This window comes from Agaribacillus sp. DX54, from assembly GCF_056858335.1.
On the sequence record NZ_JBXEQE010000009.1, the window covers coordinates 19,924 to 43,714 of the forward strand.

The 23,791-nt window shown below is 43.2% G+C and carries 19 protein-coding genes; 14 read left to right on the plus strand and 5 right to left on the minus strand.

The features are described 5' to 3' along the window. The first annotated feature begins 4 nt into the window (after positions 1–4). The gene (locus tag AC04NP_RS11920; protein ID WP_482859977.1) at positions 5–559 is read left to right on the plus strand and encodes a hypothetical protein; all 555 of its coding nucleotides are present in this window, start codon (positions 5–7) and stop codon (positions 557–559) included. 12 nt (positions 560–571) lie between these two features. After that, on the plus strand, positions 572–1,183 hold the full coding sequence (locus AC04NP_RS11925) for an HAD family hydrolase (RefSeq protein ID WP_482859978.1): 612 nt from the start codon (positions 572–574) through the stop codon (positions 1,181–1,183). Positions 1,184–1,195: 12 nt separating this feature from the next. Here AC04NP_RS11925 and AC04NP_RS11930 read toward each other — a convergent pair whose 3' ends face one another. The 3 genes from AC04NP_RS11930 to alaS all read right to left on the minus strand — a co-directional run bounded on the left by AC04NP_RS11930 (position 1,196) and on the right by alaS (position 6,593). Continuing rightward, entirely contained in the window at positions 1,196–2,323 is a 1,128-nt protein-coding gene (locus AC04NP_RS11930; RefSeq protein WP_482859979.1) for a redoxin domain-containing protein, read from the minus strand. A 119-nt stretch (positions 2,324–2,442) separates the two neighbouring features. Continuing rightward, positions 2,443–3,903: an Asp-tRNA(Asn)/Glu-tRNA(Gln) amidotransferase subunit GatB gene (gatB, locus tag AC04NP_RS11935; protein WP_482859980.1), complete on the minus strand. Its 1,461-nt coding sequence runs from the start codon at positions 3,901–3,903 to the stop codon at positions 2,443–2,445. 56 nt (positions 3,904–3,959) lie between these two features. Then, positions 3,960–6,593 carry an alanine--tRNA ligase gene (gene alaS / locus AC04NP_RS11940; protein WP_482859981.1) on the minus strand — a complete coding sequence of 878 codons (2,634 nt, stop codon included), beginning with the start codon at positions 6,591–6,593 and terminating at the stop codon, positions 3,960–3,962. Positions 6,594–6,763: 170 nt separating this feature from the next. Between alaS and AC04NP_RS11945 the strand changes: the two genes are divergently transcribed. The 4 genes from AC04NP_RS11945 to dprA all read left to right on the plus strand — a co-directional run bounded on the left by AC04NP_RS11945 (position 6,764) and on the right by dprA (position 10,872). After that, entirely contained in the window at positions 6,764–7,741 is a 978-nt protein-coding gene (locus tag AC04NP_RS11945; RefSeq protein WP_482859982.1) for a peptidoglycan DD-metalloendopeptidase family protein, read from the plus strand. A gap of 123 nt (positions 7,742–7,864) precedes the next feature. Then, a complete protein-coding gene (locus tag AC04NP_RS11950; protein WP_482859983.1) occupies positions 7,865–9,070 on the plus strand; it encodes a CapA family protein in 1,206 nt (401 codons plus the stop codon). A gap of 236 nt (positions 9,071–9,306) precedes the next feature. Continuing rightward, entirely contained in the window at positions 9,307–9,645 is a 339-nt protein-coding gene (locus tag AC04NP_RS11955) for a MerR family transcriptional regulator (protein WP_482859984.1), read from the plus strand. A gap of 114 nt (positions 9,646–9,759) precedes the next feature. Beyond that, a complete protein-coding gene (dprA, locus tag AC04NP_RS11960; protein ID WP_482859985.1) occupies positions 9,760–10,872 on the plus strand; it encodes a DNA-processing protein DprA in 1,113 nt (370 codons plus the stop codon). Here dprA and AC04NP_RS11965 read toward each other — a convergent pair. Continuing rightward, entirely contained in the window at positions 10,864–11,472 is a 609-nt protein-coding gene (locus AC04NP_RS11965) for a molybdenum cofactor guanylyltransferase (protein WP_482859986.1), read from the minus strand. The two genes, dprA and AC04NP_RS11965, sit on opposite strands and share 9 nt — an antisense overlap. Before the next feature lie 269 nt (positions 11,473–11,741). On the opposite strand from AC04NP_RS11965, the gene AC04NP_RS11970 reads away from it, so the two are divergent. The 8 genes from AC04NP_RS11970 (at position 11,742) to AC04NP_RS12005 (ending at position 22,414) form a co-directional block, all read left to right on the plus strand. After that, positions 11,742–12,392, plus strand: a complete 651-nt coding sequence (locus AC04NP_RS11970) for a carbonic anhydrase (protein ID WP_482859987.1) — start codon at positions 11,742–11,744, stop codon at positions 12,390–12,392. Between the two features lie 264 nt (positions 12,393–12,656). Continuing rightward, on the plus strand, positions 12,657–13,208 hold the full coding sequence (locus tag AC04NP_RS11975) for an RNA polymerase sigma factor (protein ID WP_482859988.1): 552 nt from the start codon (positions 12,657–12,659) through the stop codon (positions 13,206–13,208). Between the two features lie 87 nt (positions 13,209–13,295). After that, entirely contained in the window at positions 13,296–14,375 is a 1,080-nt protein-coding gene (locus AC04NP_RS11980) for a FecR family protein (RefSeq protein WP_482859989.1), read from the plus strand. Between the two features lie 232 nt (positions 14,376–14,607). Next, positions 14,608–16,743: a SusC/RagA family TonB-linked outer membrane protein gene (locus AC04NP_RS11985; protein WP_482859990.1), complete on the plus strand. Its 2,136-nt coding sequence runs from the start codon at positions 14,608–14,610 to the stop codon at positions 16,741–16,743. A 26-nt stretch (positions 16,744–16,769) separates the two neighbouring features. Continuing rightward, positions 16,770–17,990 carry a SusC/RagA family TonB-linked outer membrane protein gene (locus AC04NP_RS11990; protein WP_482859991.1) on the plus strand — a complete coding sequence of 407 codons (1,221 nt, stop codon included), beginning with the start codon at positions 16,770–16,772 and terminating at the stop codon, positions 17,988–17,990. Between the two features lie 21 nt (positions 17,991–18,011). Further along, positions 18,012–19,787 carry a RagB/SusD family nutrient uptake outer membrane protein gene (locus tag AC04NP_RS11995; protein WP_482859992.1) on the plus strand — a complete coding sequence of 592 codons (1,776 nt, stop codon included), beginning with the start codon at positions 18,012–18,014 and terminating at the stop codon, positions 19,785–19,787. A gap of 224 nt (positions 19,788–20,011) precedes the next feature. After that, positions 20,012–21,919 (plus strand): heparinase II/III domain-containing protein, encoded by a 1,908-nt coding sequence (locus AC04NP_RS12000; protein ID WP_482859993.1) that lies wholly within the window; start codon positions 20,012–20,014, stop codon positions 21,917–21,919. Between the two features lie 267 nt (positions 21,920–22,186). Continuing rightward, positions 22,187–22,414, plus strand: coding sequence for a hypothetical protein (locus tag AC04NP_RS12005; protein ID WP_482859994.1), 228 nt, complete (start codon positions 22,187–22,189; stop codon positions 22,412–22,414). 37 nt (positions 22,415–22,451) lie between these two features. On the opposite strand, the gene AC04NP_RS12010 is transcribed toward AC04NP_RS12005, so the two are convergent. Further along, entirely contained in the window at positions 22,452–23,744 is a 1,293-nt protein-coding gene (locus AC04NP_RS12010; protein ID WP_482859995.1) for a Gfo/Idh/MocA family protein, read from the minus strand. Positions 23,745–23,791: the final 47 nt, after the last annotated feature.

Sequence of the window (23,791 nt, forward strand, 5' to 3'; positions counted from 1 at the left end):
AGCCATGTCCAAAGACTATTCTTTCCTCGCCGGCCTGATTAATGAAAATATTTATTGTATCAAAGCTGAGCCTGACAATCAGTCTGGTACGAATGAACTTTTGAATCCCCAAAACCCTTTGACCATTGCGGAGGACGATGAGACCGGTTCAACAGATACAATTGAACCGGCACAAATACATGTGGCCGGACAGAATCTGAAAGAAATCCTGGTGTTGATTGATGAGCCGGATCAAAAATTATTAAATCCGGCAGATGAAGCATTTTTAGAGAAGGTATTGATGGCCGTTGATGTCGATCTGAATGATATCGCCCTGGTCAATATAGCTGGCATGAACAAGACGCAGATGAAAGATGTGAGGATGGTGCCACATGGGCTAAGGTTTTGTTTTATGGAAAAAATACCGGATACTTTACGGGAGCCCGGCTTAATGCGCTATCAGAATATGCTGTGTGAAGGGAGGCGGATCCTATGGTGCGGTACCTTGGGTTCCATATCCCGGAATAAGGAATTGAAGATCGAGCTTTGGCAAGAACTCAAATTGCTTTTTCATAAATAGGTATACCGATCTATGATTAAAAATATCATATTTGACCTTGGTGGAGTGCTGATAGACTGGAATCCTGAGCACCTGTATAAAAAAATCATCCCGGATGCAGATCAGCGCACGTATTTCTTCGACAACATTTGTACACAGGAGTGGAATGAGTGTCAGGATGCAGGCAGGTCCCTGGCAGAAGGCACGCAGGTACTTGTGGAAAAATACCCTCATTATAAAGCTGAAATCGAAGCCTTTTATGGCCGGTGGGAGGAAATGCTGGGCGGGCCGATCCAGGAAACGGTAGATATGCTGACGTCGCTATACCACGGTAATCGCTATCCGCTTTATGCCTTAACCAACTGGTCGGATGAGACATTTCCCATAGCCTTGAAAAAGTTCGATTTTCTTCAATTGTTCAGGGACATCGTTGTATCAGGTGAGGAAAAAATGAAAAAACCTTCCCATAAGTTTTATAACCTGTTGCTGGACAGGCATCGTTTATCACCCAACTCAACTTTATTTATTGATGATAATGCACGAAACGTTGAAGCGGCCCGCGAATTAGGCCTGCATACCATTCATTTTACCAATCCCGGAAAACTACATGAACAATTGAAAAATACTTATTCAATATTTACCTGACGCCTGATCGACTCATGCCCCGTCAAATAATTCTTCCAGTTTTTTTCTCAGGGCAATTCCTCTTAAGTTTTTCGCAATAATTTTTCCCTCCTTATCCAAAAGATAGGTAGCAGGAATGGCCTGGATGTTATATAATTGGGCAGCAGCAGAATTAAAATACTGCAGGTCCGAAACATGTGTCCATGAAAGCCCATCCTTTTCAATGGCTTTCAACCAGTCTTCTTTTTTTCTGTCCAATGAAACGCCAAAAACCTCAAATCCTTTAGAATTATATTTTTTATACAAAGCCACCACATTTGGGTTTTCGGCCCTGCATGGTCTGCACCAGGCTGCCCAAAAATCTATCATCACATAATTACCTCTTAATGAAGATAAGGAAATCATATTACCATCAGGACCCTCCATGGTAATCTCCGGTGCTACCGCACCTATGGCCAGTTTTCGCAGGGTATTGACTTTATCTACCAATTGCTTTGTAAAATGGGAATTTGGTAAGGATTTATGAAATTTTTGGGCCATTTCATCCATAAAAGCAAAATCTTCATTGGGGTCGAGTTCCAGTGCTACCAAAACGGCCGTCAAGGAATTACCCATGGAGCGGACTTTCTCTTTGACAAGATCATTTATTTCTTTTTGTTTGTCCATGTATTGCATTTGTAACTCCTCTATGTGTTTCTGGTCACCCGCTTGATTCGCTTTCGTGAAAGCCATGTTAATTCGCTCTGCAAACAGATGTATTTCTGCCCTCATTTTCTGAACTTCCATCAGGTATTCCGTATCTTTCGATCCCTTGATATCAAAAAGTCCATCAGGCTTGGTGCCATCAGCCGTGATGAACACTTCGGGTTGGTGCTGATCCAGTACGAGAAAGGCCCATTGTTTATTGAAAAAGTTAATACGGTACAAATCAGGTTCATCGATGGGAAGCTTGATTGAAAAGGAGTTGTCTTCGTTTAACGGAACAGTTTTTAGTTTAACAAACTTTTGGTCCTTAATGACTTCGATAATAATCTCCCCGTCAGCCCTGTTGTTGACTTTGCCTGAAATTGTAACATCAGATGTGGGGTTTGAATCGCTTGGTTGACTATTGCATGCGGAAATAATGAGCGACAGTACAAGAATTCTTACAATAACTTTCATATCTCTAAAAATCTTTTTTCAATGGTCGATAGCACTGAAACAGCAAATTCAAAGCTATTTCAAACTTAAATATATGTAACGACAAAGGTAATGGTTAGTTGGTAATTTACAGCATTAATTTAACCCAAAGTCTTGCGTAAGAGTTCATTGGCCAGCTTTGGATCTACCTTTACTTTGCTTTTTTTCATCACCTCACCCATAAACATCCCAATCAGTCCTTTCTTTCCGTGCCGGTAGGCTTTGACTTTATCGGGGAACCGCGCGATTACCTCATCGATAATAGGCTGAATGGAATCAGTATCATTTTGTTGTATAAGGTGGTGTTCTTTAGCAATGGACAACGGATCGCGGTCAGGGTTTTTAAGCAATTCAGGAAAAACCTGCCGCGAAGCCACCGTAAAGCTAAGCACATCATCCAATACCATCTGTATAAGCGCAGCCATGGTGTTAGCATCAATAGGGAAATCAGTGATTTGCCAGTTATTATCATTTAATACAGACTTGACAGGGCCCATCATCCAGTTGGAAACCGACTTTGGGTGTCCGTCTTTAAGGCATATTTCTTCAAAGTAGGCCGCTATTTCCCTGGTTTCGGTAAGAAAAAGTGCGTCATACTCAGGCAGTTTGTAGTGGGAAGTGAATTTTTCCATTAATTGGTCGGGCAGTACCGGCATTTCGCGTTTCAATTTTTCCAGCCAAGACTCACTCACTACAACCGGACTAAGATCGGGATCAGGGAAATAGCGATAGTCATTTAATGTCTCCTTGGTACGCATACTGGCTGTCGTGTAAGTGTCGGCATTGAAAGTTCTGGTTTCAGAGACAACCTCCTCCCGGGCTTCTATAAGATTTATTTGCCTTTTAATCTCGTACTCTATAGCCCGTTGAACATTTCTGATCGAATTCATGTTTTTGACCTCCACCTTTTCACCATACGCACTGGCACCTTTCAACATGATAGAAACATTAGCGTCGCAGCGCAGTGATCCTTGCTCCATGTTACCGTCACATATTTCCAGGTATCGCACCAGTTTTCTTATTTCCGAAAGCAACAGCCCCGCCTCCTCTGCCGATCTAAGGACCGGCTCGGTAACTATTTCAATCAATGGCACACCGGCCCTGTTAAAATCGATCAGGGTGTCCTCTTCTCCGGAAAGATGTATGGATTTACCGGCATCTTCTTCCAGATGGATTTTGTGCAAAGTGAGTTTTTTTTCAACTCCCTCACCATTTTTTATCTTTACATATCCACCCTGGCAAACAGGTGTTTTATCCTGTGTTAACTGATAACCTTTAGGAAGATCGGGGTAAAAATAGTTTTTCCTGTCAAAAATATTTTCACGGGTAATTTCACAGTTACAGGCTAAACCCATCTTGATGGCATAACCCAATGCCTTCCGGTTGAATTTAGGCAATGTGCCGGGGTGGGCCAGGGTAATAACACTGATATTTGTATTGGGGACATCACCATAAGTAGTAGCATCAGCGGCAAATATTTTACTTTCGGTACGGAGTTGGGCGTGAACCTCAAGTCCGATCACCGTCTCATACTTATCCCTGATACTCTTTTTCAAATTCACAACAACGAGCTACTTTTGCTATATAATTCACAAATATATGTTCTATTTTTTAAAAATTAAGCAAATAACTCATTTGTTTTTTTTCTGGCGACCTCTACCACCTTGTCGAGCCCCGAAACATCTTTGCCTCCGGCGGTGGCAAAAAAGGGTTGTCCTCCCCCTCCTCCTTTAATTTCCCGGGCTAATTCCTTGACCAGATTGCCAGCATTTAAATCCTTATCAGCCACCAGGTTATCGGCAATCATTACCGCAATTTGCGGCTTATTTTGAATGTCTGCAGCCAATACCAGGAACAGGTTATCTACCTTGGCTTTCAGCCCGAAAGCCATATTTTTCAGTGTATCGGCAGAAGGAAGGCTCACCTTTTCTATCAATACATTCGCCCCTTTTCTGGCTGCTACCTTGGCGATCAGGTCATCTTTCAGGGTGTTGGCTTGCTGGGCATGTAGCTTTTCAAGGTCTTTTTGTAACTTTTGTCTTTCTGTGATTAATGACGCAACGGCCTGTTGCAAATCTTTAGGATTTTTTAATACCTCGGTCAGGGCCGAGACCATCTGCAGGTTATGAATCACAAAATCTTCGGCGGCCTCGGCAGTAAGTGCTTCAATTCTTCTGACACCTGCCGCAATGGAGCTTTCTGAGATAATTTTAAAGAGGCCAATTTGTCCGGTGGCAGCTACATGGGTTCCTCCGCAGAGCTCTACGGAGTAGTTTTTATCAAAGGTAATGACACGTACAAAATCGCCGTATTTTTCCCCAAATAAGGCGATAGCCCCCATGGCTTTTGCCTCTTCAACAGGTACATTTCTACGTTCGCCCAGCGGTATATTCTCACGGATTTTCTCGTTAACCCGTTTTTCTACCCGGAGTATTTCATCGGCCGTCATTTTTGCAAAGTGGCTGAAATCAAACCGCAGAATCTGGTCAGAAACATAGGAGCCTTTTTGTTGTACGTGATCTCCCAACACCTCCCTTAAAGCCGCATGCAGCAGATGTGTGGCACTGTGATTGTCCATAGTGAGCAACCGCTTTTTCTTGTCTACCACGCAATGGAACATCGCATTGACATCACGAGGCAATTCCTCCGTAAAGTGAACAATCAATTCATTTTCCTTTTTGGTATCTATGATTTTGACCTTTTGACCACCGGCTTCTATGAAGCCTGTATCGCCTACCTGCCCCCCACTCTCGGCATAAAAAGGGGTATTGCTTAATACAATCTGATATAAGGTTTTATGCTTTTCCTTCAGTTCCCTGTATTTGATAATTTGTGCCTCCGATTCCAATTGCTCATACCCCACAAATGTTACGGTTTCGTCGTCTGAAAGCACCGTCCAATCCCCCGTTTCCTGGGCAGCGGCCTTCTTGGAACGGTCTTTCTGCTGCTGCATTTCTTGTTTAAACCCTGATTCATCGATTTTCAATTCATTTTCCCTGACAATCAAAGAGGTAAGATCGACTGGAAATCCATACGTATCATACAACTCAAAAACAGTTTTCCCGTCAATTGTTTTATCTTTTCCGCGCAGCGCTTGTTTTATTTGCTCCAGCTTTTTTAAGCCATTTTCCAATGTTCTTAAAAAAGATAGCTCCTCTTCCTGAATTACCTTGCTTATAAAGGCTTGTTGAGAAGCGATTTCAGGATAAAAATCGCCGAATTGTTCTGCCAGGATCGGCAATAACTGATATAAAAAAGGTTCATTAAACCCTAAAAACGTATATCCGTATCTGACAGCCCGTCTTAAAATACGGCGGATGACATAGCCTGCCTTGTTATTGGATGGCAGTTGGCCGTCGGCTATCGCAAATGAAATGGCGCGGATATGATCGGCAATGACCCGGATAGCCACGTCGGTTTCTTCCTTTTCCCCATATTCCAACCCTGCCTTTTGGCCAATAAAATCAATTAATGGCATAAAAATATCGGTTTCGTAGGTTGATTCCTTCTGCTGAATGGCCATTGTCAGCCTTTCAAAGCCCATGCCGGTATCTACATGTTTGGCGGGGAGGTTTACTAACGCTCCGGAAGCCAACCGGTTGAATTGCATAAATACCAGGTTCCAGACTTCCACCACCTGGGGATGATCCTGGTTAACCAGCTCATAGCCAGACTTTTGGCTTATTTCTTGATCTGTCCTTAAATCAATATGAATCTCCGAGCAGGGTCCGCAGGGACCGGTATCCCCCATTTCCCAGAAATTGTCTTTTTTAGCGCAAAAAATAATGCGATCCTCACCCGTAATTGCTTTCCAATGATCATAAGCCTCCTGGTCAACTTCCAGTCCTTCCTCTTCATCCCCCCCGAAAACCGTCACATAAAGCCGGTCTTTGGGCAGCTTAAAAACATCCACCAACAATTCCCACGCCCATACAATGGCCTCTTTTTTGAAATAATCACCAAAGGACCAGTTTCCAAGCATTTCAAACATCGTATGATGATACGTATCCAACCCAACCTCTTCCAGATCATTATGTTTTCCTGACACCCGCAGGCACTTTTGGCTGTTGGCTGCCCGGTTGTAATCAGATTCTTTGTTACCCAGAAATAAATCTTTAAACTGATTCATACCTGCATTGGTAAACATCAGGGTAGGGTCGTCTTTTACCACAAGGGGCGCTGACGGAACGTACTGATGATTTCTGTCTTTAAAAAATTTGATGAAACTGGCTCGTATTGATTTAGAATCCATTTAAATCTTACTTAGATGCTATTTTGTGTTTTTTGATGTTTTTATAGCGAAAAAATCTTCTTTAAATTTGTGTTATTTTTAGATAATGTGGTGATAGGCAAGGTTAAATTTATTAGTTTTGCCGCTTAAATCGACTGCAAAAATAGAAGATTTTACAATACTAGTAGCTAATGGCCAGAATAAAATATTATTATGACACGGAAACGTGTAAATACGAAAGAGTGAAGGTCTCAAAATGGGACATTACCCTTAATTTATTAGGATTTTTTGCGGTATCTCTGATAATCGCCATCATCATCCTATTTGGACGGGATGCCTATTTCGATTCACCCAAAGAGGCCGCTTTAAAGAAGGAAAACTCTGAATTGAAGCTTCACATAGATCTGATGAACAAGGAAATGGAGACAGTTTCCTCTGTATTATCGGCCCTGGAACAACGGGATGACGACATCTACCGTGTAATTTTTGAAGCGGAACCTATCCCTTCTACGGTTAGAAGTGCAGGAATAGGCGGCACCCAACGTTACAAGGAACTCCTTGAGAAAGGACTAAATCAGGAAGAATTGTTGATCGGTGCCCTGCAAAAACTGGATATGCTGAAGAAAAGGATGTTCATCCAATCCAAATCTTATGATGAGATTGTCGATATGGCAAAAAATAAAGCCGACCTGTTGGCAAGTATGCCGGCGATTCAACCGATTTCCAACAAAGAACTGACCAGGTTGGCTTCAGGGTTTGGCATGCGGATCCATCCTATCCATAAAATCCGGAAAATGCATACAGGCATTGATTTTACCGCTCCACAGGGTACGCCCATTTATGCCGTAGGCAATGGTAAGGTTATCAAAGTCCAGAATAATTTCAGTGGATATGGCAAAGAGGTGGAAATTGACCACGGGTATGGTTTTGTCACCAAATATGCCCATATGAGCGCATTTAATGTCAAAAAAGGACAAATAGTGAAAAGAGGGGAATGTATCGGCTACGTAGGTAGTACGGGAACCTCTACAGCACCCCATGTTCATTACGAAATAATAAAGGATGGCAAAAAAATAGACCCGGCTCCCTATTTGTTTATGGATGTGACCGCTGAAGAATATGAGAAATTACTGGAACTGGCGGCCAGGGAAAATCAGTCTTTAGGATAAAATATATAAAAATATGGCAAAAAGGCAGCGCTCTTATCCGCGTCTGCCTTTTTTTATGGGATAAAGGTACTTATCTTAAAAATCCGGCACTAAATTGATTATTGGAAGTATCATTTCTAATTCATGCATCTAAATAAATATCTGTTTATCTTCCTGACCTGTACTGTTATCATTACAGGATGTAAAGTGAACCGGTTGCAGACAAAATCAACGGGAACCACCCATCCGGCAGACACCCTGCCACAGGCAGACCTTATAAAGCCGCAGGATACCCTATTCATCACCTCCCGGGGAGATACCCTAACCAGCCTGGATGAAGAGATAGCCATTGGTATCCACAGGCTCATAAAAGATACATTAAGCATTATCGGTGTGGGTGATATTATGTTAGGGACCAATTTTCCCAAACCCGATTATCTGCCTCCCGACAGCGGCCGGTTTTTGTTATCTGAGGCCCGGCCATTCCTGATAGATGCCGATGTCACCTTTGGTAACCTCGAGGGAGTCATTTTAAATGATGGCGGAACTCCTAAAAACTGCAAAAACCCGGATCTGTGTTATTTATTCCGATCACCGGAATATCTTGCTGTGCATTTGAAACAGGCAGGGTTTGATGTACTCAGCACTGCTAACAACCATGCCGGCGATTTCGGGGATATCGGCAGGCAAAATACCATGAGGGTGCTGGATAGCCTGGAGATCTACCACGCAGGCTTGCAAGCCAAACCGTACGAAACCTTCATTATTGATGGCATGAAATACGGATTTGCAGCTTTTGCACCTAATTCGGGGACTATGAGCATTCACGACCATGAAGCCGCCATTGAAATTGTCTCACACCTCGATTCCATCAGTGATGTCGTGATTGTTTCCTTTCATGGAGGGGCGGAGGGGAAAAAATATCAGCATGTTACCCGGAAAACCGAGACTTTCTATGGTGAAAACCGGGGAAATGTTTATCAATTCTCCCATGATCTGGTAGATGCCGGGGCTGACGTGATATTTGGCCACGGGCCTCACGTCGTGCGTGCAGTCGAAGTCTATAATAACCGGTTTATCGCTTACAGCCTGGGTAATTTCTGCACCTATGCCCGGTTCAACCTAAAAGGGCCCAATAGTCTGGCACCCATAGTGAAAGTCTTCACCAAAGCCGATGGGCAGTTTTTACATGCCCGCATTTTTCCTTTTATCCAACTAAGCCCCGGAGGACCGCAAATCGATAAAAACAAAAAAGCAATCAGTAAGCTCAGGGAACTGATGACGGCCGATTTTCCCGAAAACCGTATTGTTTTGGACGATCAGGGTTTCATTCGATATGTAACACAATAAAAAAAAACATACCCGTTTATACCTTAAATGTTTCATCGAAGAATATAAAGCATCGATAGAAAAATTATTGTTTAAATTGCTTAATCTCACCATTTTTAGGACAATAATTTTAATAAAATGGAACTATCGGTGAAATGTATGATAGTCCCATTGTTTGTCTTTTTTTATTTAAATTTTTTAGGTTTTTTGCTAAAAGTTTAATGTAATCATTGGCCATCAAATACCATCTTTAGAAAGTGCCTTATAAAGAGAAAGTAATAGAAAAAAAATACTATACCATTGGAGAGGTTGCCGACATGTTGAACGTAGCCACTTCACTGATTAGATTTTGGGAAGGTGAATTTGACATTATAAAACCAAAGAAAAACAGAAAAGGCAACAGGCAATTTACCATAGATGACATCAACAATGTCAAACTGATTTATCATCTTGTCAAGGAAAAGGGCTACACGCTTCAGGGCGCCAAGGAAATACTCAAAAACAGCAATGAGGCGGTTAAAGACAAAATGCAAATGATTGAATCCCTGAGAAGAGTAAGGGCCTTTCTGGTGGAAATCAAGGAAGAATTAAGATAAATTACCCCCCGGAGTTTCCACTTTTCGAAAATATTTTCCATTTTGCTAACGCGTAATGCGTAACATTCCCCCGGTTATTGGTATTTTTTAAATTTAAATGCTGGGTGAATATCTATGTTCAATGAAAAAACCTGTCAGGTAGCCTTAGCGCTTATTCCTGGCGTAGGGAATATCCTCGTCAAACAATTAATCAGCTATTGTGGCTCGGCTGAGGCAGTGTTTAAGAGCCGAAAAAAACAATTAAGTAAAATTCCGGGCATAGGCACTGTGAATGCCAGCGCTATATTGAAGGCCAACACCTTTAATACCGCTGAAGACATACTCAAAAATGCGGAAGATCAGGGAATTTCCGTTCATTTTTACACCGAAGAATCCTACCCCAAAAATTTGAAGCCGATCTATGACGCACCTGCTGTGATTTATTACAAAGGCCATGCTAAGCTGAACAACGCCAGGACCATTGCTATCGTAGGCACCCGAAGAGCGACCTGGTATGGAAAAGAAGTGGTTGAAAAGATCGTTTCGGATTTAAGTAAACATAAGCCTTTGATTGTCAGTGGACTGGCCTATGGCATCGATATACAAGCACACAAGGCCGCTTTAAAAGTAAATATACCTACAGTGGGTGTATTGGCGAGCGGTCTGGATATTATTTATCCGCGGTTCCATAGGGCCATAGTCAATGACATGATCGCCAGTGAAGGCGGATTGCTTTCAGAATATCCATTGGGTGTGAAACCCGAATCGCACAACTTCCCGGCAAGAAACAGGATTATAGCGGGAATTGCTGATGTTCTGATTATTGTAGAAGCGGCAAAAAAAGGTGGGGCCCTGATTACCGCCAACATCGCTGACAGCTACAACAAAGATATATTCGCGGTGCCAGGCAACATTACCAACAAATATTCGGAAGGCTGTAACCAATTGGTCAGTAATCACAGAGCCAACATATTCACAGATGTGGCCAGTCTGGAAAGGCATATGAACTGGGATCTTACAGAAGCTGCCACGGCTGTGCCGGAAAAGTCTCTCCAATACGATCTTCGTTGCTCAGAGGAAGAGCTAAAAATTGTACAGGTTTTTAATCATGAAAAATCCGGAATACTAATCGACGAAATCAGCTTTAAGACCCAGTTGCCTGTTAACCAGGTGGCTAACTTGCTTTTACAATTGGAATTTAAGGGGGTCATAAAGGCTTTACCCGGCAAAAAATTCAAGTTAATCTGAGTTAGGCCTGTTAGGTAACTGTTGATCTCTGATCAAATGGAGAACTGCGTTTAAGTCCTCCACGGTATTAACATTGAGCAATTCCAATTCGTTTTCAGGTATTACAAAATGCTTTTCCACACTTTTTAATAAAGTTTGTAAACTGTAATTCCGGCGGTGGATCGCTTTTCGAAAGGTCGGTAACAATTCCTTCTTATAAATCGTCAATAACACTTCGGGAAAAGCTTTTTTCTGACTCTTGTAGGTAGTCACTGATTTTTTCCCATACTTTTGCATAAGTATCACCAGGGTTCGCTCCGTAACCATAGGCATATCACTCGCTATCACCAGCCAATCATGAACCGGATAGGCTTCCATTGCGGCAAAAATTCCTCCTAATGGACCAATCGATAGATCTCCATCAAAAATCAGCGGGCATATACCCTGAAACTGATCTGCCTGACTTCGTCGACAGGAAATATATGCCGGGACTTGCAGGGACGCCAACATTTCATACAAATGCAACACCTGGGGTTTGCCATGGTATTCGATAAAAGCTTTATCCCTTCCCAACCTCGAACTCCTGCCCCCTGCCATAATTAACCCGTTAATGGATGACAAAAATTTCCGTATTTGGTGATGAATAAAAAGTTCTTCAGCTTTTATAAGCAACATGTAAATAAAATGAAATTACGGTTCAATGGCAATACAACACCGCTAAGGTTGTCCGGGTCAGAGGTGGATGAAGTGGCAACAAATGACCTGATCATATATAAAAAACAAAATAAGTCATCATAAAGCATACGAATATTTTGAAAATGAATATGATCCCTACCCTGATTAAAAATATTTTTGTAGATTAGAATACACTAACAAAACGATAAACCGATATGCCTGATAAGTATCAAAATCTTTTGGACGGGAATATGAAATGGGTGGAAAATACCATGAAGTTTAACCCGGATTTTTTCAAAAAACTAGCTGAAGGTCAACACCCGGAATTTTTATGGATAGGATGCTCTGACAGCAGGGTTCCTGCGGAAGAAATTACAAACACACTGCCCGGTTCTATATTTGTTCAAAGAAATATCGCCAATATGGTGGTTCACACCGATACCAACCTGCTGAGTGTGGTATATTATGCCGTTAAGGTCTTGAAGGTGAAACATATCATCGTCTGTGGACATTATGGCTGCGGCGGCGTGCTGGCGGCAATGACCAACAACAACTTTGGTTTTCTCGACAACTGGTTGTTGAATATAAAAGATGTTTACAGAATACATTGCAAAGAACTTGATGCCATTAAAGATGAAAAGACAAGAGGGGAAAGGTTTGTGGAGCTTAATGTATTAGAACAAGTGAATAACCTGGCTAAGGTATCATTTATTCAGGAAGAATGGGAAAACGGCGAGTTTCCCTATATTCATGGATGGGTTTACCATATCGACGACGGCGTTATCCATAATTTGGAATTAACCACCAACTCGGCAAAAAAACTGAATCCTGTCTACCGGTATGAATCTAATAAGGTAAAGAAATAATACGGACCGGTGATGAATGAACACAAAACACCATAAATGCCTGATTGCCAATTATCGATTTTCCGATTTCAATTATCCTAAAAATACCTATCAAATCATCATTTTTTTGCCAACTTTCAAATTGACTTGTAGTTTTAATATGATTTGCCTAATTTGAATAGCATTTGATTTCTTTATTCGTGAATTAATCCTATTTGTCCGGAACGCACCCGATGACAAAGGTGGAAGTCAATGAAAATTGACATACCATTAACTTGAATCAGTATGGCAAACTTATTTCGGCATGGTGATTACAGTCAGGTCATACACCTTAAAAAAGGAAGCGAAAAAGCCTTTGATTATCTTTTTAGAAAATATTCCTATAAAGTTTACCTCAACTCCTGTGAGCTGAATCTGGATCATGCCGAAGCCGAAGAGGTGGTGCAGGAGGTTTTTTTACAAATCTGGAAGAACCGGGCTAACCTCGATGCCAACCGGTCTTTTAAGGGCTATATTCAAAAGGTTAGTAAATCGATCATTATTAAAAAAATTAGGGCAAAAGTTTATCAAACGGCTTACGAAAAATACGCTTTGAATCATTTTCCGTCTTCTACCAATCAAACTGAAGATTATCTGATTTTTTCTGACCTAGAAGCAATCTCCAGGAAATACCTGGAACAACTACCCAAAAAACAAAAACAGGTATTCATGATGAAAGTCCAGGAAAACCGCACACTCGACGAAATTGCCAAAACACTGCAGGTTTCTAAAAGGACGGTGGAAAACCATCTGTACCGCGCATGCAAAAGCTTAAGAAGCAAAATTGCAGCCACCTAGTTTGACTAAATAAGTATTAAAATTTTTCCTTCGACTGAGTGTTAGCCACCTGTTGTGGCTATTAGGTTTACTAATTGACCCGGATGAATGAAGGATCCTTATAGACTGGCAGAAAAATATTTTAAGGGCTTATGTTCGCAGGAGGAGGCAGAAGCCTTTTTAAAATGGTATTTTTCCGGTCAGGGTGAGGAAAAGATTAAACAAAAAATTGATATTTTCCGCTTGTCTATAAAAAGGAAACGCCGAAGGAAATGGGATCCAACGGGTGTTTTTGAAAAAATACAAGCGGCTAAAAACGAATCAAGCCTGTTTGTTTCGCACAAAACAGACGAAGTAGCCCGGCAGGGATCTGCTCCGGCTGAGGGGAAAAAAGTGGGGAATCTGCCACATGGATCTCAAAAATGGCGGTACATAGTGGCCTCTCTTCCGGCCATCGTTATATTAGGGCTTGGGATTGTTATCCATCAAATCATTTCAAAAAACAGACTCTCCGGCACTTCGCTTTCTCAGGAATATGTTTACAAATCAAATCCAGCCGGTCAAAAATCCACAATTTTTTTAAAAGATGGTACGCAAATAGTTTTGAATTCTTCCAGCAGAATAAAATACCCGGCCCGGTTTCCCTCTCATGAGCGGGTGATAGCATTACATGGAGAAGCTTTTTTTGTGGTAGCACATGATGCCGGCCGGCCTTTCAAAGTAATAGCAAATAACGCTGAAGTAACTGCCCTGGGAACCTCCTTTAATGTAAGATCATTTGCTGAGGAAAAGGAAATAAGAATTGGATTGGTCAAAGGCCGGATAGAAGTAAAAAACCGTAGTACGGGTAGTGAACCGATTTCATTAAATCCGGGTGAAGGGGTAATCTATTATCCTGGACGTCAGGAGAAAATGGTAAAAATCCATGTGGATTCGGAAAAGCTGATAGCCTGGAAAAATGGTATGCTTTACTTTGAAGATGAACCTATCGGGGATGTGTTAAAGACCCTTGAGAGATGGTATGGGGTGGAATTTATCATTGAGGGCGAATTGAAAGGAATATTTACCGGGAAGTTTAAAAATCAAAGTCTGGAAGCAGTTCTGGAAGGAATGTCTTATTCTTTCTCACTGGATTATGATATCAATGGAAAATATGTTCGACTAACTTCTAAACAAGACAAAAAATGAGCCTTGCAAATTTTTTTGACACCAGCTAAAGAGGAATAAGCCAGCAACTTGGCGGGCGCTGGCTTATATCAAGCTTTTTAATCAAGTGTTAATTAATTAAAAAACAAACGAAACTATGAAAATATGCATACTTCGACAAATAATTACTTTATCAAAATATTGCTTATGTGGCGCAATTATACAATTTGTGACATTTTCATTGTTGACTGCTAAAAGTGTAGAAGCTCAAAAAATGAGCATCGAAAAGCTGCAAATCAGTTTAAGCGGTGACACAAGAACACTCGCCGGTCTTTTTGATGAAATCAAGGAAAAAACAGCATTTACTTTCGCTTTTAACCGAAAAGCCATTAATCTTCAAAAAGCATTCGATATGGATGCTTACGATGGCACATTGGCTAACCTTTTGAGACAGGTGTCACTGCAATCAAAACTTGGATTTAAGCGTGTTAACAATGTCATTTTTGTGAAAAGAATATCTCCGGACAGACTCAACAAACCGGTTATCGAGGAGATTATTGAGATAGAGATAAAAGGAAGGGTGACCTCTGAAAATGGGGAATCCATTCCCGGTGTCAATGTTTTGGTAAAAGGAACAGCCATAGGAACCGTAACCGATATCAATGGTGATTATGTACTAAATGCCCCTGACAATGCAACGACCCTGATTTTTTCATCCATAGGATTCGTGACGGTGGAGGAACCTATCGACGGCCGGTCAGTCATCGATCTGACCATGCAGGCTGACGTTCAAACCCTAAGCGAAGTCGTCGTTGTTGGATACGGTACACAGGAAAAGGTAAACCTAACCGGCGCGGTTGGAACTGCTAAAGGCGAAGTGCTGGAAAACCGGCCCATAGCCAATGTCGGGGAAGGTTTACAGGGAGTGATCCCAAATTTGAATGTTACTCCACAAAATGGGGATCCTTCGGCCCCTGTGGACTTCAACATCCGGGGTTTCGAATCGATTAATGGTGGAACACCACTTATTCTGGTAGACAATGTCCCCATGGACCTTAACAGTATCAACCCCAATGATATTGAAAGCATCAGCGTTTTAAAAGACGCTGCTACCGCAGCAGTTTACGGTGCCAGGGCTGCTTATGGGGTGATTTTGGTAGAAACTAAAAAAGGGCAACGCGGCAAAGTCAATGTGCAGTTAAGCACCCAGTGGTCGTTGGCCAAACCCATTTTTAATATGGATGTGGTTACCGACCCCCATGAATTTGTATTAGCCAGGAATATCGCCAATGAAAGAACCTTTGGCGTACCTACATATGACGCAGATATGGTAGCCGGTACAAAGGCCTGGTCTGAAAATCCTGATACGGCCCCTGCCTGGGGTGTGGTTGACGGGCAACTGCGGTTTTATGGCTTCAATGATTATCAGAATCAAATCATGACAGACTTCGCCCCCACGCATCAGCACGATCTTACCATCTCCGGAGGGTCGGAAAATGCTACTTATTTTGTCTCTTTTGGATATTTGAGTAAGGACGGATACCTGAAGCCCGCCAACAACGAAGCGTTTGAAAGATACAATATTTTGGTAAAAAGTGACTTCAAACTAAACAAATGGCTGAGCCTGGATCAAAAGGTGGTATTCAACTCACAACACAGTGATAAACCACACTTCTACAATTGGGATGTGAATATCAATTCTCTGGCCAGGGTAAACCCTATTATGCCGATTCAATTTCCGGATCTTGCGTATTACATAACACCCGGAGACCGCGAGCAATACGAGCAATACATCGGTATGTATTTCGGTGGCACCAATTTCTTTCCCTACCTGCTGGATGGCGGACGCACGACCTTTGCCAAAAATGATACCTGGTTAACTGCCGGTGCGACCATTACCCCTCTGGAAGGCCTGACCATAAGATCCAATTTTTCCTATAACTTCTTCCACCGCAATTTCCAGGATGTTCAAAGTAAGGTTGAAATCGTTTCTACCGACCTGACCGATCCCAACCCGATCAATAATGGTTTTAGCGGAGACGACTGGATTGACAACCGGAACAATTACAACCAGTATTATGTGTTCAACGCCTTTGCCGAATATACCTTTGACAAATTGGAAGGCCATTACTTACAAGCTATGGTTGGTTTTAACCAGGAATGGGGACAAAACAAGTTCGTAAGGGCCCGGGCAAGGTCACTCATCACCCCCTCGATAACCGATCTGAATGCTACGGTCGGCACCCAGGAAACCTATGGTTCCGGTTCCCATTTAGCTTTGCGCGGGGTATTTTACCGGGTAAACTACATATTCAAAGAGAGATACCTGATAGAGGCCAACGGACGGTATGACGGAACCTCGAGGTTTCCCAAAGACGACCGTTTCGGATTTTCCCTTCCATATCAGTAGGATGGCGGATCTCCAACGAAAACTTCATGTCAGTCGCCAGCGGATGGCTGGACAACCTGAAAATCAGGGCATCATACGGAACGTTGGGCAACCAATTGCTGGTAGATGAAAATGATAACCCCATCTACTATCCCTACATTGCCACCATGGGCATAGGCAACTCTCCTTACATCATGGGTGATGGCAGGATACCCTTTGTATCAGCACCGGGGCTGGTAAGCCCGACATTGACCTGGGAAACTGTGGTGAGTAAAAACCTCGGCATTGACTTTACACTTTTCAGGGGAAAACTGGATGCCTCTTTTGATGTGTATACAAGGGAAACCAAAGACATGTTGATGGAAGTGGAGTTCCCTTCTGTTTTGGGAACCGACGCCCCGAGGCAAAATGCCGCAGACTTAAAAACCTCCGGCTGGGAATTGGCCTTAACCTGGCGGGATAATATAAACGACCATTGGAATTATGATGTCACACTGGCACTATCAGACTGGACCAGTGAAATTACCAAATACGACAATCCTTCGGGCGCCCTGTCGGAGTACTATGAGGGTCAAAAACTTGATGAAATCTGGGGCTATGAAACATTAGGCATCTTTCAGACGCAGGATGAGATCGACAACGCGCCCGATCAATCCAACATCGGCGCTAACTGGCGACCGGGAGATATACGGTATGCCGACCTTAACGGTGACGGAATTATCAGCCCGGGCAGTAATACCCTGGATGACCCCGGAGACAGAAGGGTGATTGGCAACAGTACCCCCCGTGGTAGTTTTGGGATCAACACTGGCATAAGCTTTAAAGGTTTCAGGCTGTCTTCTTTCTTTCAGGGTATCATGCAAAGGGATCACTGGCCTACTTCAGGCAACTGGACCTGGTTCTTTCCCTTCAATGCAGGCCATGTAGAAAAATACTTCATTGAAGACTCATGGAGTGAGGATAACCGCGAGGCTTATTTTGCCGCCCCCCACATTTCAACCAGTGATAAAAAGAACATCCGAACCCAGTCGCGTTTTTTGCAAAATGCAGGTTATATCAGGCTCAAAAACATCACATTTAGCTATGATCTTCCGCGCGATCTCGTTAGCGGCATTGGCCTGGGACAGGGGCAAATCTATTTTACAGGCATGAACCTGTGGGAATACTCTCCCATCCGCGCGCCCCTGGATCCGGAAACTATTTATGAAGGGGCCATAGAATACCCAATGCAACGCATATTCACCCTGGGTGCAAGGGTATCATTTTAACAAATTTTAAAAGACAAAGACATGAAGTGTAATAGTATAAAATTCGGTTGGTTCTTTTTCACACTCTTTCTGATCAATGGTTGTAACGACGATTTTCTGGAAAGAACCCCTTTGGATGAAATCAGCAGTGATACATTCTGGAATACCGAAAATGATCTGTCGGTATACAATAACAGTCTGTATAACATGGCAAGAAACGATGATAATGTGCCTGTTTTAATGGCCCATGACGATGGGTTTGACAGCCACCGGTATAGCCTATGGTATCAGGATGAATTTACTGATAACATCGCCCCGCGACATTCCAGGCACACCCGTTATCAGCAGGTGCGTGCCGGCAAGCACAATGTTCCCTCCAATCCGCAATGGTTTGGCTACAAAGGATGGAATTTCATCAGATCTATTAACGTTGGGCTTGAAAATTACAACAACGCTAACCTGCCACAGGAAACCATCGACAAGTATGCGGCTGAAGCCAGGCTTTTCAGAGGATGGTTTTATGCCGATAAAGTACAAAAGTTCGGCGATGTGCCATGGCTGGATAAACCATTGGACATTGACGCTGAGGAACTGTATGCCACAAGGACACCCAGGGAAGGAGCGATGGCCCATGTGCTTGATGACCTGAACTTTGCCACCGAAAAACTTCCTGATGACTGGGGCGATGGCAATGCGCCTGGCAGATTGAACAGATGGTGTGCCTTGCTGGTAAAATCCAGGGTTTGTTTGTTTGAAGGAACCTGGCGAAAATACCATGGTGGGGCTGACGCCGAAATATGGATTCGGGAGGCCGCAGATGCCGCCAAAGAAATCATAGACAACGGACCTTATTCGCTGTACAACACCGGTGATCCGGAGAATGATTATAATGCATACCACCGGGTATTGGATCTTACCGGCAACCCTGAGGTATTGTATTGGAGAAAATACCAGTTAGGCATATTTACCAACCACGTGCAAAGTTATTTCCAATATACAGGAGGCGCGACAAAAAGCCTGGTGGAAGATTATCTGTGTACTGATGGATTACCGATCACCTTATCACCCCTGTATCAGGGAGATGAACAGATAGAAGATGTTTTCGAAAACAGAGACCCGCGGCTGAGACAAACCATCCTGCATCCTGAAGATGCTCCAAAATATCAATATCACAGGGATGATGGCCGTGATTATCCGCGAATTACAGGAATGCCGGGAGGTCGGATCTCAACCACCGGCTACCACATAATTAAGCAATACAACGCCGCAGACCAAATAGGAAAAGCCTTTAATACCGCCGAATCACCTGCGATCATGCTGCGATATGGCGAGGTGCTGCTCAATTATGCCGAAGCCAAAGCAGAGCTTGATGAGCTTGGACAAGGGGATTTGGATATCAGCATCAACCTTTTACGTGATCGTGTTGCCATGCCTCCTATGGATATAGGTAACATTCCGGTTGATCCACGATACACCGGCGACGGAGTTCCTCCATTGATCGTCGAAATCCGGCGTGAGCGTAGAATCGAGCTCTTTCTCGAAGCACACCGCTACAATGATCTGAAACGTTGGAAGCAAGGCAAGAAACTGGAACAGCCTGATTTAGGCATACGGTGGAATGACGCTGCCATGGCCCGTTATGAAGGTGCGGAAATTAATACGACGGTTGATCCGGAATCCGGTAATATGTACATTGATGTTTATCAGGGAACGGATTGGGCCAACCCGGTATTCGATGAAGGAAAACACTACTTGTGGCCGATTCCATTGAGCGTAATAGCCCAGAATCCGGATATTAAGCAAAATCCCGGCTGGTAGAGGCTAAACATACTTAAAAGCTATTTGCCACCAATCCGTTTGCTCCGGGATGCACAGCCGCTCAATGTACCGGCTGTGCATCTTTTCCTTATTGTTTAACCTGTGCCGAATTATCACCGAATGTCAGGTATTATAAACGCTAATTGTTTATATTTCATTTCCGGAAACCAATAAGTCCGGGGATTTCACTCACTAATTTTTTCATTTATCTATACCCAATAGTCATGAAACTAAATCATCTTCTCATTACCGTTCTTTTGCTTTTAGTATTGTTTTTCCATCCCGTTTCGATGGCCTGTCCCGACTTTAAAACGGCAAACCCAAAATTCGATGACAATGATCCGCTAAAACTTGAAAACCCGGTTACCACACAGTACCTTAAAAAAAACCTTAGAAAAGGCAGTCCACGGCTCATGCTTACGCCCACCATTGAAAAAAAGCTCAAAAAAAAACTCACCAATGATCCGGTGGTTAAAAATATGTACAAGGCCATACGGTTAAATGCTGCTGAAACTCATAAAAAACCCCTGCTGGAAAGGAAAAAGACCGGTCGAAGACTACTCTCTGTCTCAAGGGAAATGCTTTACCGGATGAATATACTGGGTATGGTATATCGTATAGATAAAGACAGCAAAGTATTGCAACGCATAGATGATGAGGTGACCGCGGTATGCAACTTTCAGGACTGGAACCCCTCCCACTACCTGGATGTAGCCGAAATGTCACTGGCAGTAGCGCTGGCCATTGATTGGACCGGCGAGGATCTGCCTCCTGCCACAGTAAACCTGGCCAAAAAAACATTGATAGAGAAAGGGATAAAACCCAGTTACAATAAAAAAGGCAATGTTGGCTGGATCAACGGTGACAACAACTGGAACCAGGTTTGCCACGGTGGCATGATCGCCGCCTCCATTGTAGTGGCTGAGATGGATCCTGAACTTGCCGCTAAAACAATCAGCAGGGCCCTGGATGGAATGCCTCATGCATTGGCCTCATACGGCCCGGATGGTGTGTATCCTGAGGGCTCGACCTACTGGGGCTATGGCACCGGTTTTTCAGTAGTGACCTCCTCGATGCTTGAAAGTGCTTTTGGAACGGATTTTGGGCTGTCCGATTATCCTGCCTTTCTCGAAAGTGCCGATTTCAGATTATTGAGTATTGCACCTTCGGGCTGGTACTACAACTTTGCCGACTGTGGCGATAAACGGGGTAAAAATGGCGACATGATCCTTGCATGGTTTGCCACTAAAACCGGAAATCCTGCCTATTTTGAAAATGACAGATTTTTAAAAGACCCTGAGGCTATGGGAAAACTATCCAGGCATGCGGGGGCAGGGTTGGTTTGGCTGTCGCAGTTTGATGCAAGCGGAAAAAATCAACCGCCGCTGGCCTGGAAAGGGGAAGGTGACAATCCGGTGATTTTTTTCACAAGTGACCAAAACGACGACGCACAATATTATTTTGGTGGAAAGGGAGGCCGAGGTTCCGTCAACCATGGCAATATGGATGCGGGTTCGTTCATTTTTGAATTGGACGGTGTACGCTGGGTGGTTGATCCGGGCAATCAGGGATATCATGACCTCGAAAAAACCGGTTTTAACCTCTGGGGACGCTGTCAGGATTGTCAAAGATGGACATTGCTCACCAAGAATAATTTTGGTCATAGTACCATAAGTGTCAACAACGCACTGCATGAAGTGGACGGTTTCGCGGCAATTGTTGATTTTAAAGCCGGTGAACAACCGGAGGCCACCCTGGACATGAGCCAGGTTTTTGGAGCAAAACTCAAAAATGTCACCCGCCGGTTCCTCAAGGAAAGTAACCGTTCGCTCGTGGTTGAAGATAAATTTGAAATCACTGACTCCACTGAAAATATTACCTGGCAATTGATGACCACAGCGGAGGTGGAAATCATAAAAGGAGGTGCTATATTACACCAGGAAGGCAAACAACTGAAAGTGGAAAATCTTTCACATCCGGAACTTGCGGTTTCAATTATTTCACTCGATCCACCTCCGCTGAGGCTTGACAGGACTATCGAAAACCTTAAGCGGCTGGAAATTCGTATGCCAGCTTATATTTTCCCTGACAGGAAAGGTACCCTGAAGGTCCTGTTGTACTCAGAAAAATAACCAGAGCAGTGCTACAAGTTTGGCGGTTTGTAAATGGCCACGCTCAAAAAGTAAGGCCCCAAAAAAAACCAAAAAGAGGCTGTCTCAAAAGGGTAGCCTCTATTTTTTTGCCAAATATTATTTTGCTTGGTTAAAATCTCACTGAGAATTGATAGAAAACAGGGGGTGTTTTACGCATATCTTGAGATAAATACCCACTCAAACTGTATCCAACAAAAGGATATTTGGTGTTAAAAAAGGCCATCTCACTTTTGAGACAGCCTCTTTTTGGAAGATAAGAGATTCAATTTAATAACCCGGATTTTGCTCCGGATTTGGATTAGTGTCGAGTTCCCGCTGAGAGATGGGCATCAGCATATGCTGCCGGAGCAGGGGAAATATCTGAACAGAGGGGACATAGCGGTTACAGGTTCTCTTTACCAAAACCCGGTTATCGATAGTACCGTGAAACTTGAGTTTAGCAGCCTGGGCACCATTGGTTTTAGTATGGAGTGATCCGCACTAAATAATGATTTGGCTAAAAGCCGCCGGGTTAAACTGCTATTTTATAGGGTTTTCTCATTTTTTTGGTTCTCATGGCATTGGCCTCTTTGTCTTCAAAAAATTTTTCCTTTTCCGGGTCCCAACGCAGGGGTCTTTTCAACTGATAGGCGATATTGCCCAAATGGCATATCGTAGCAGTCCGGTGGCCGGTTTCCACATCACAAACAGGCATCTTTCCGGAGCGAATAGCCTGAGTCCAATCCAGGTAATGATTTTCACTTTTATAAAGGTGCACCTCACCCAATTTCAGCTTTTTGTTTACCAAATTCTTTGGCTTGCTTTCAAAAAAACCCCGGCTTACTGCTATCGTGCCCTCCGAACCTTCAAACATCACCGCATGGCCCCTGCCAAAATCCTCGTGCATCATCGTAATTCCATTGGCATAACGATAAGTAAGATAGGGGAATTCTTTTCCATCCGGGGGAGTTATCTCAACAGGTCCACTATGATCCATGCCTATAGCCCACTGGGCAATGTCAAACATATGTGCCCCCCAGTCTGAAAAAATTCCGCCGCCGTAATCTTTGTATTTCCTCCACATGGCCCAGCTATCATCAGTAATAGGCGGGCAAATTATCGGATGATAGGATCTGGAGGGAGCCGGTCCAAGCCATTTGTCCCAATTTATCTCCTGCGGTGTGGATACGGCCGGAAGGTCACAGTCTACAGCAGGATCGCCAACACTGACTTTAATATTTTTAATTTCACCAATGTAACCGTTTCTTACCAATTCACAGGCTTTGCGGAAATCTTCCCGGGAACGTTGCATACTGCCGGTCTGAAGTATCCGGTTATACTTTCTAACAGCCTTTACCATGGCACGCCCCTCTTTAATCGTATGTGAGAGCGGTTTTTCGCAGAAAATATCCTTTCCTTCCTTAGCCGCCTCAATCACCGGCTTTGCATGCCAGTGGTCCGGAGTGGCCACTACCACAGCATCCAGACCCTGTGTTACTAATAAATCTCCGTAATCTTCATATACGGCACATCCCTTGTAAGTAGACTTACCTGATTTTTCGGCATAAAAAGCTTCCACTGTTTTTTGAAACCGGGCCAGTTTTAGCCGATCCACATCACTACCCGCCATCAGTTGGATATCTTCCAGCTTCGTAAAACGCTTGCCCAAAGCTAAACCCTGTTTTCCGGTACCAATGAATCCGATGTTAATTTTATCATTTGGTGCGATATAACCCTGGCCCCCCAAAACATATCGTGGAACGATGGTTACCGTCGCAAGTGAAGCGATCGACTGTTTAATGAACTTTCTTCTTGATTGTGCCATATATAAAAATAAGAGTTTATTCAACCATCTTATAAAAAACACATGCG

Excerpts from the sequence above, each read along its gene's own strand:
- dprA (WP_482859985.1), top strand. The coding sequence starts at position 9,760 with ATGTTCAATGAAAAAACCTGTCAGGTAGCCTTAGCGCTTATTCCTGGC.
- AC04NP_RS11925 (WP_482859978.1), top strand. The coding sequence starts at position 572 with ATGATTAAAAATATCATATTTGACCTTGGTGGAGTGCTGATAGACTGG.
- AC04NP_RS11985 (WP_482859990.1), top strand. The coding sequence starts at position 14,608 with ATGAGCATCGAAAAGCTGCAAATCAGTTTAAGCGGTGACACAAGAACA.
- AC04NP_RS11950 (WP_482859983.1), top strand. The coding sequence starts at position 7,865 with ATGCATCTAAATAAATATCTGTTTATCTTCCTGACCTGTACTGTTATC.
- AC04NP_RS11990 (WP_482859991.1), top strand. The coding sequence starts at position 16,770 with ATGTCAGTCGCCAGCGGATGGCTGGACAACCTGAAAATCAGGGCATCA.
- AC04NP_RS12000 (WP_482859993.1), top strand. The coding sequence starts at position 20,012 with ATGAAACTAAATCATCTTCTCATTACCGTTCTTTTGCTTTTAGTATTG.
- AC04NP_RS11975 (WP_482859988.1), top strand. The coding sequence starts at position 12,657 with ATGGCAAACTTATTTCGGCATGGTGATTACAGTCAGGTCATACACCTT.
- AC04NP_RS11995 (WP_482859992.1), top strand. The coding sequence starts at position 18,012 with ATGAAGTGTAATAGTATAAAATTCGGTTGGTTCTTTTTCACACTCTTT.
- AC04NP_RS11945 (WP_482859982.1), top strand. The coding sequence starts at position 6,764 with ATGGCCAGAATAAAATATTATTATGACACGGAAACGTGTAAATACGAA.
- AC04NP_RS12010 (WP_482859995.1), bottom strand. The coding sequence starts at position 23,744 with ATGGCACAATCAAGAAGAAAGTTCATTAAACAGTCGATCGCTTCACTT.
- AC04NP_RS11970 (WP_482859987.1), top strand. The coding sequence starts at position 11,742 with ATGCCTGATAAGTATCAAAATCTTTTGGACGGGAATATGAAATGGGTG.
- AC04NP_RS11920 (WP_482859977.1), top strand. The coding sequence starts at position 5 with ATGTCCAAAGACTATTCTTTCCTCGCCGGCCTGATTAATGAAAATATT.
- alaS (WP_482859981.1), bottom strand. The coding sequence starts at position 6,593 with ATGGATTCTAAATCAATACGAGCCAGTTTCATCAAATTTTTTAAAGAC.
- AC04NP_RS11980 (WP_482859989.1), top strand. The coding sequence starts at position 13,296 with ATGAAGGATCCTTATAGACTGGCAGAAAAATATTTTAAGGGCTTATGT.
- AC04NP_RS11930 (WP_482859979.1), bottom strand. The coding sequence starts at position 2,323 with ATGAAAGTTATTGTAAGAATTCTTGTACTGTCGCTCATTATTTCCGCA.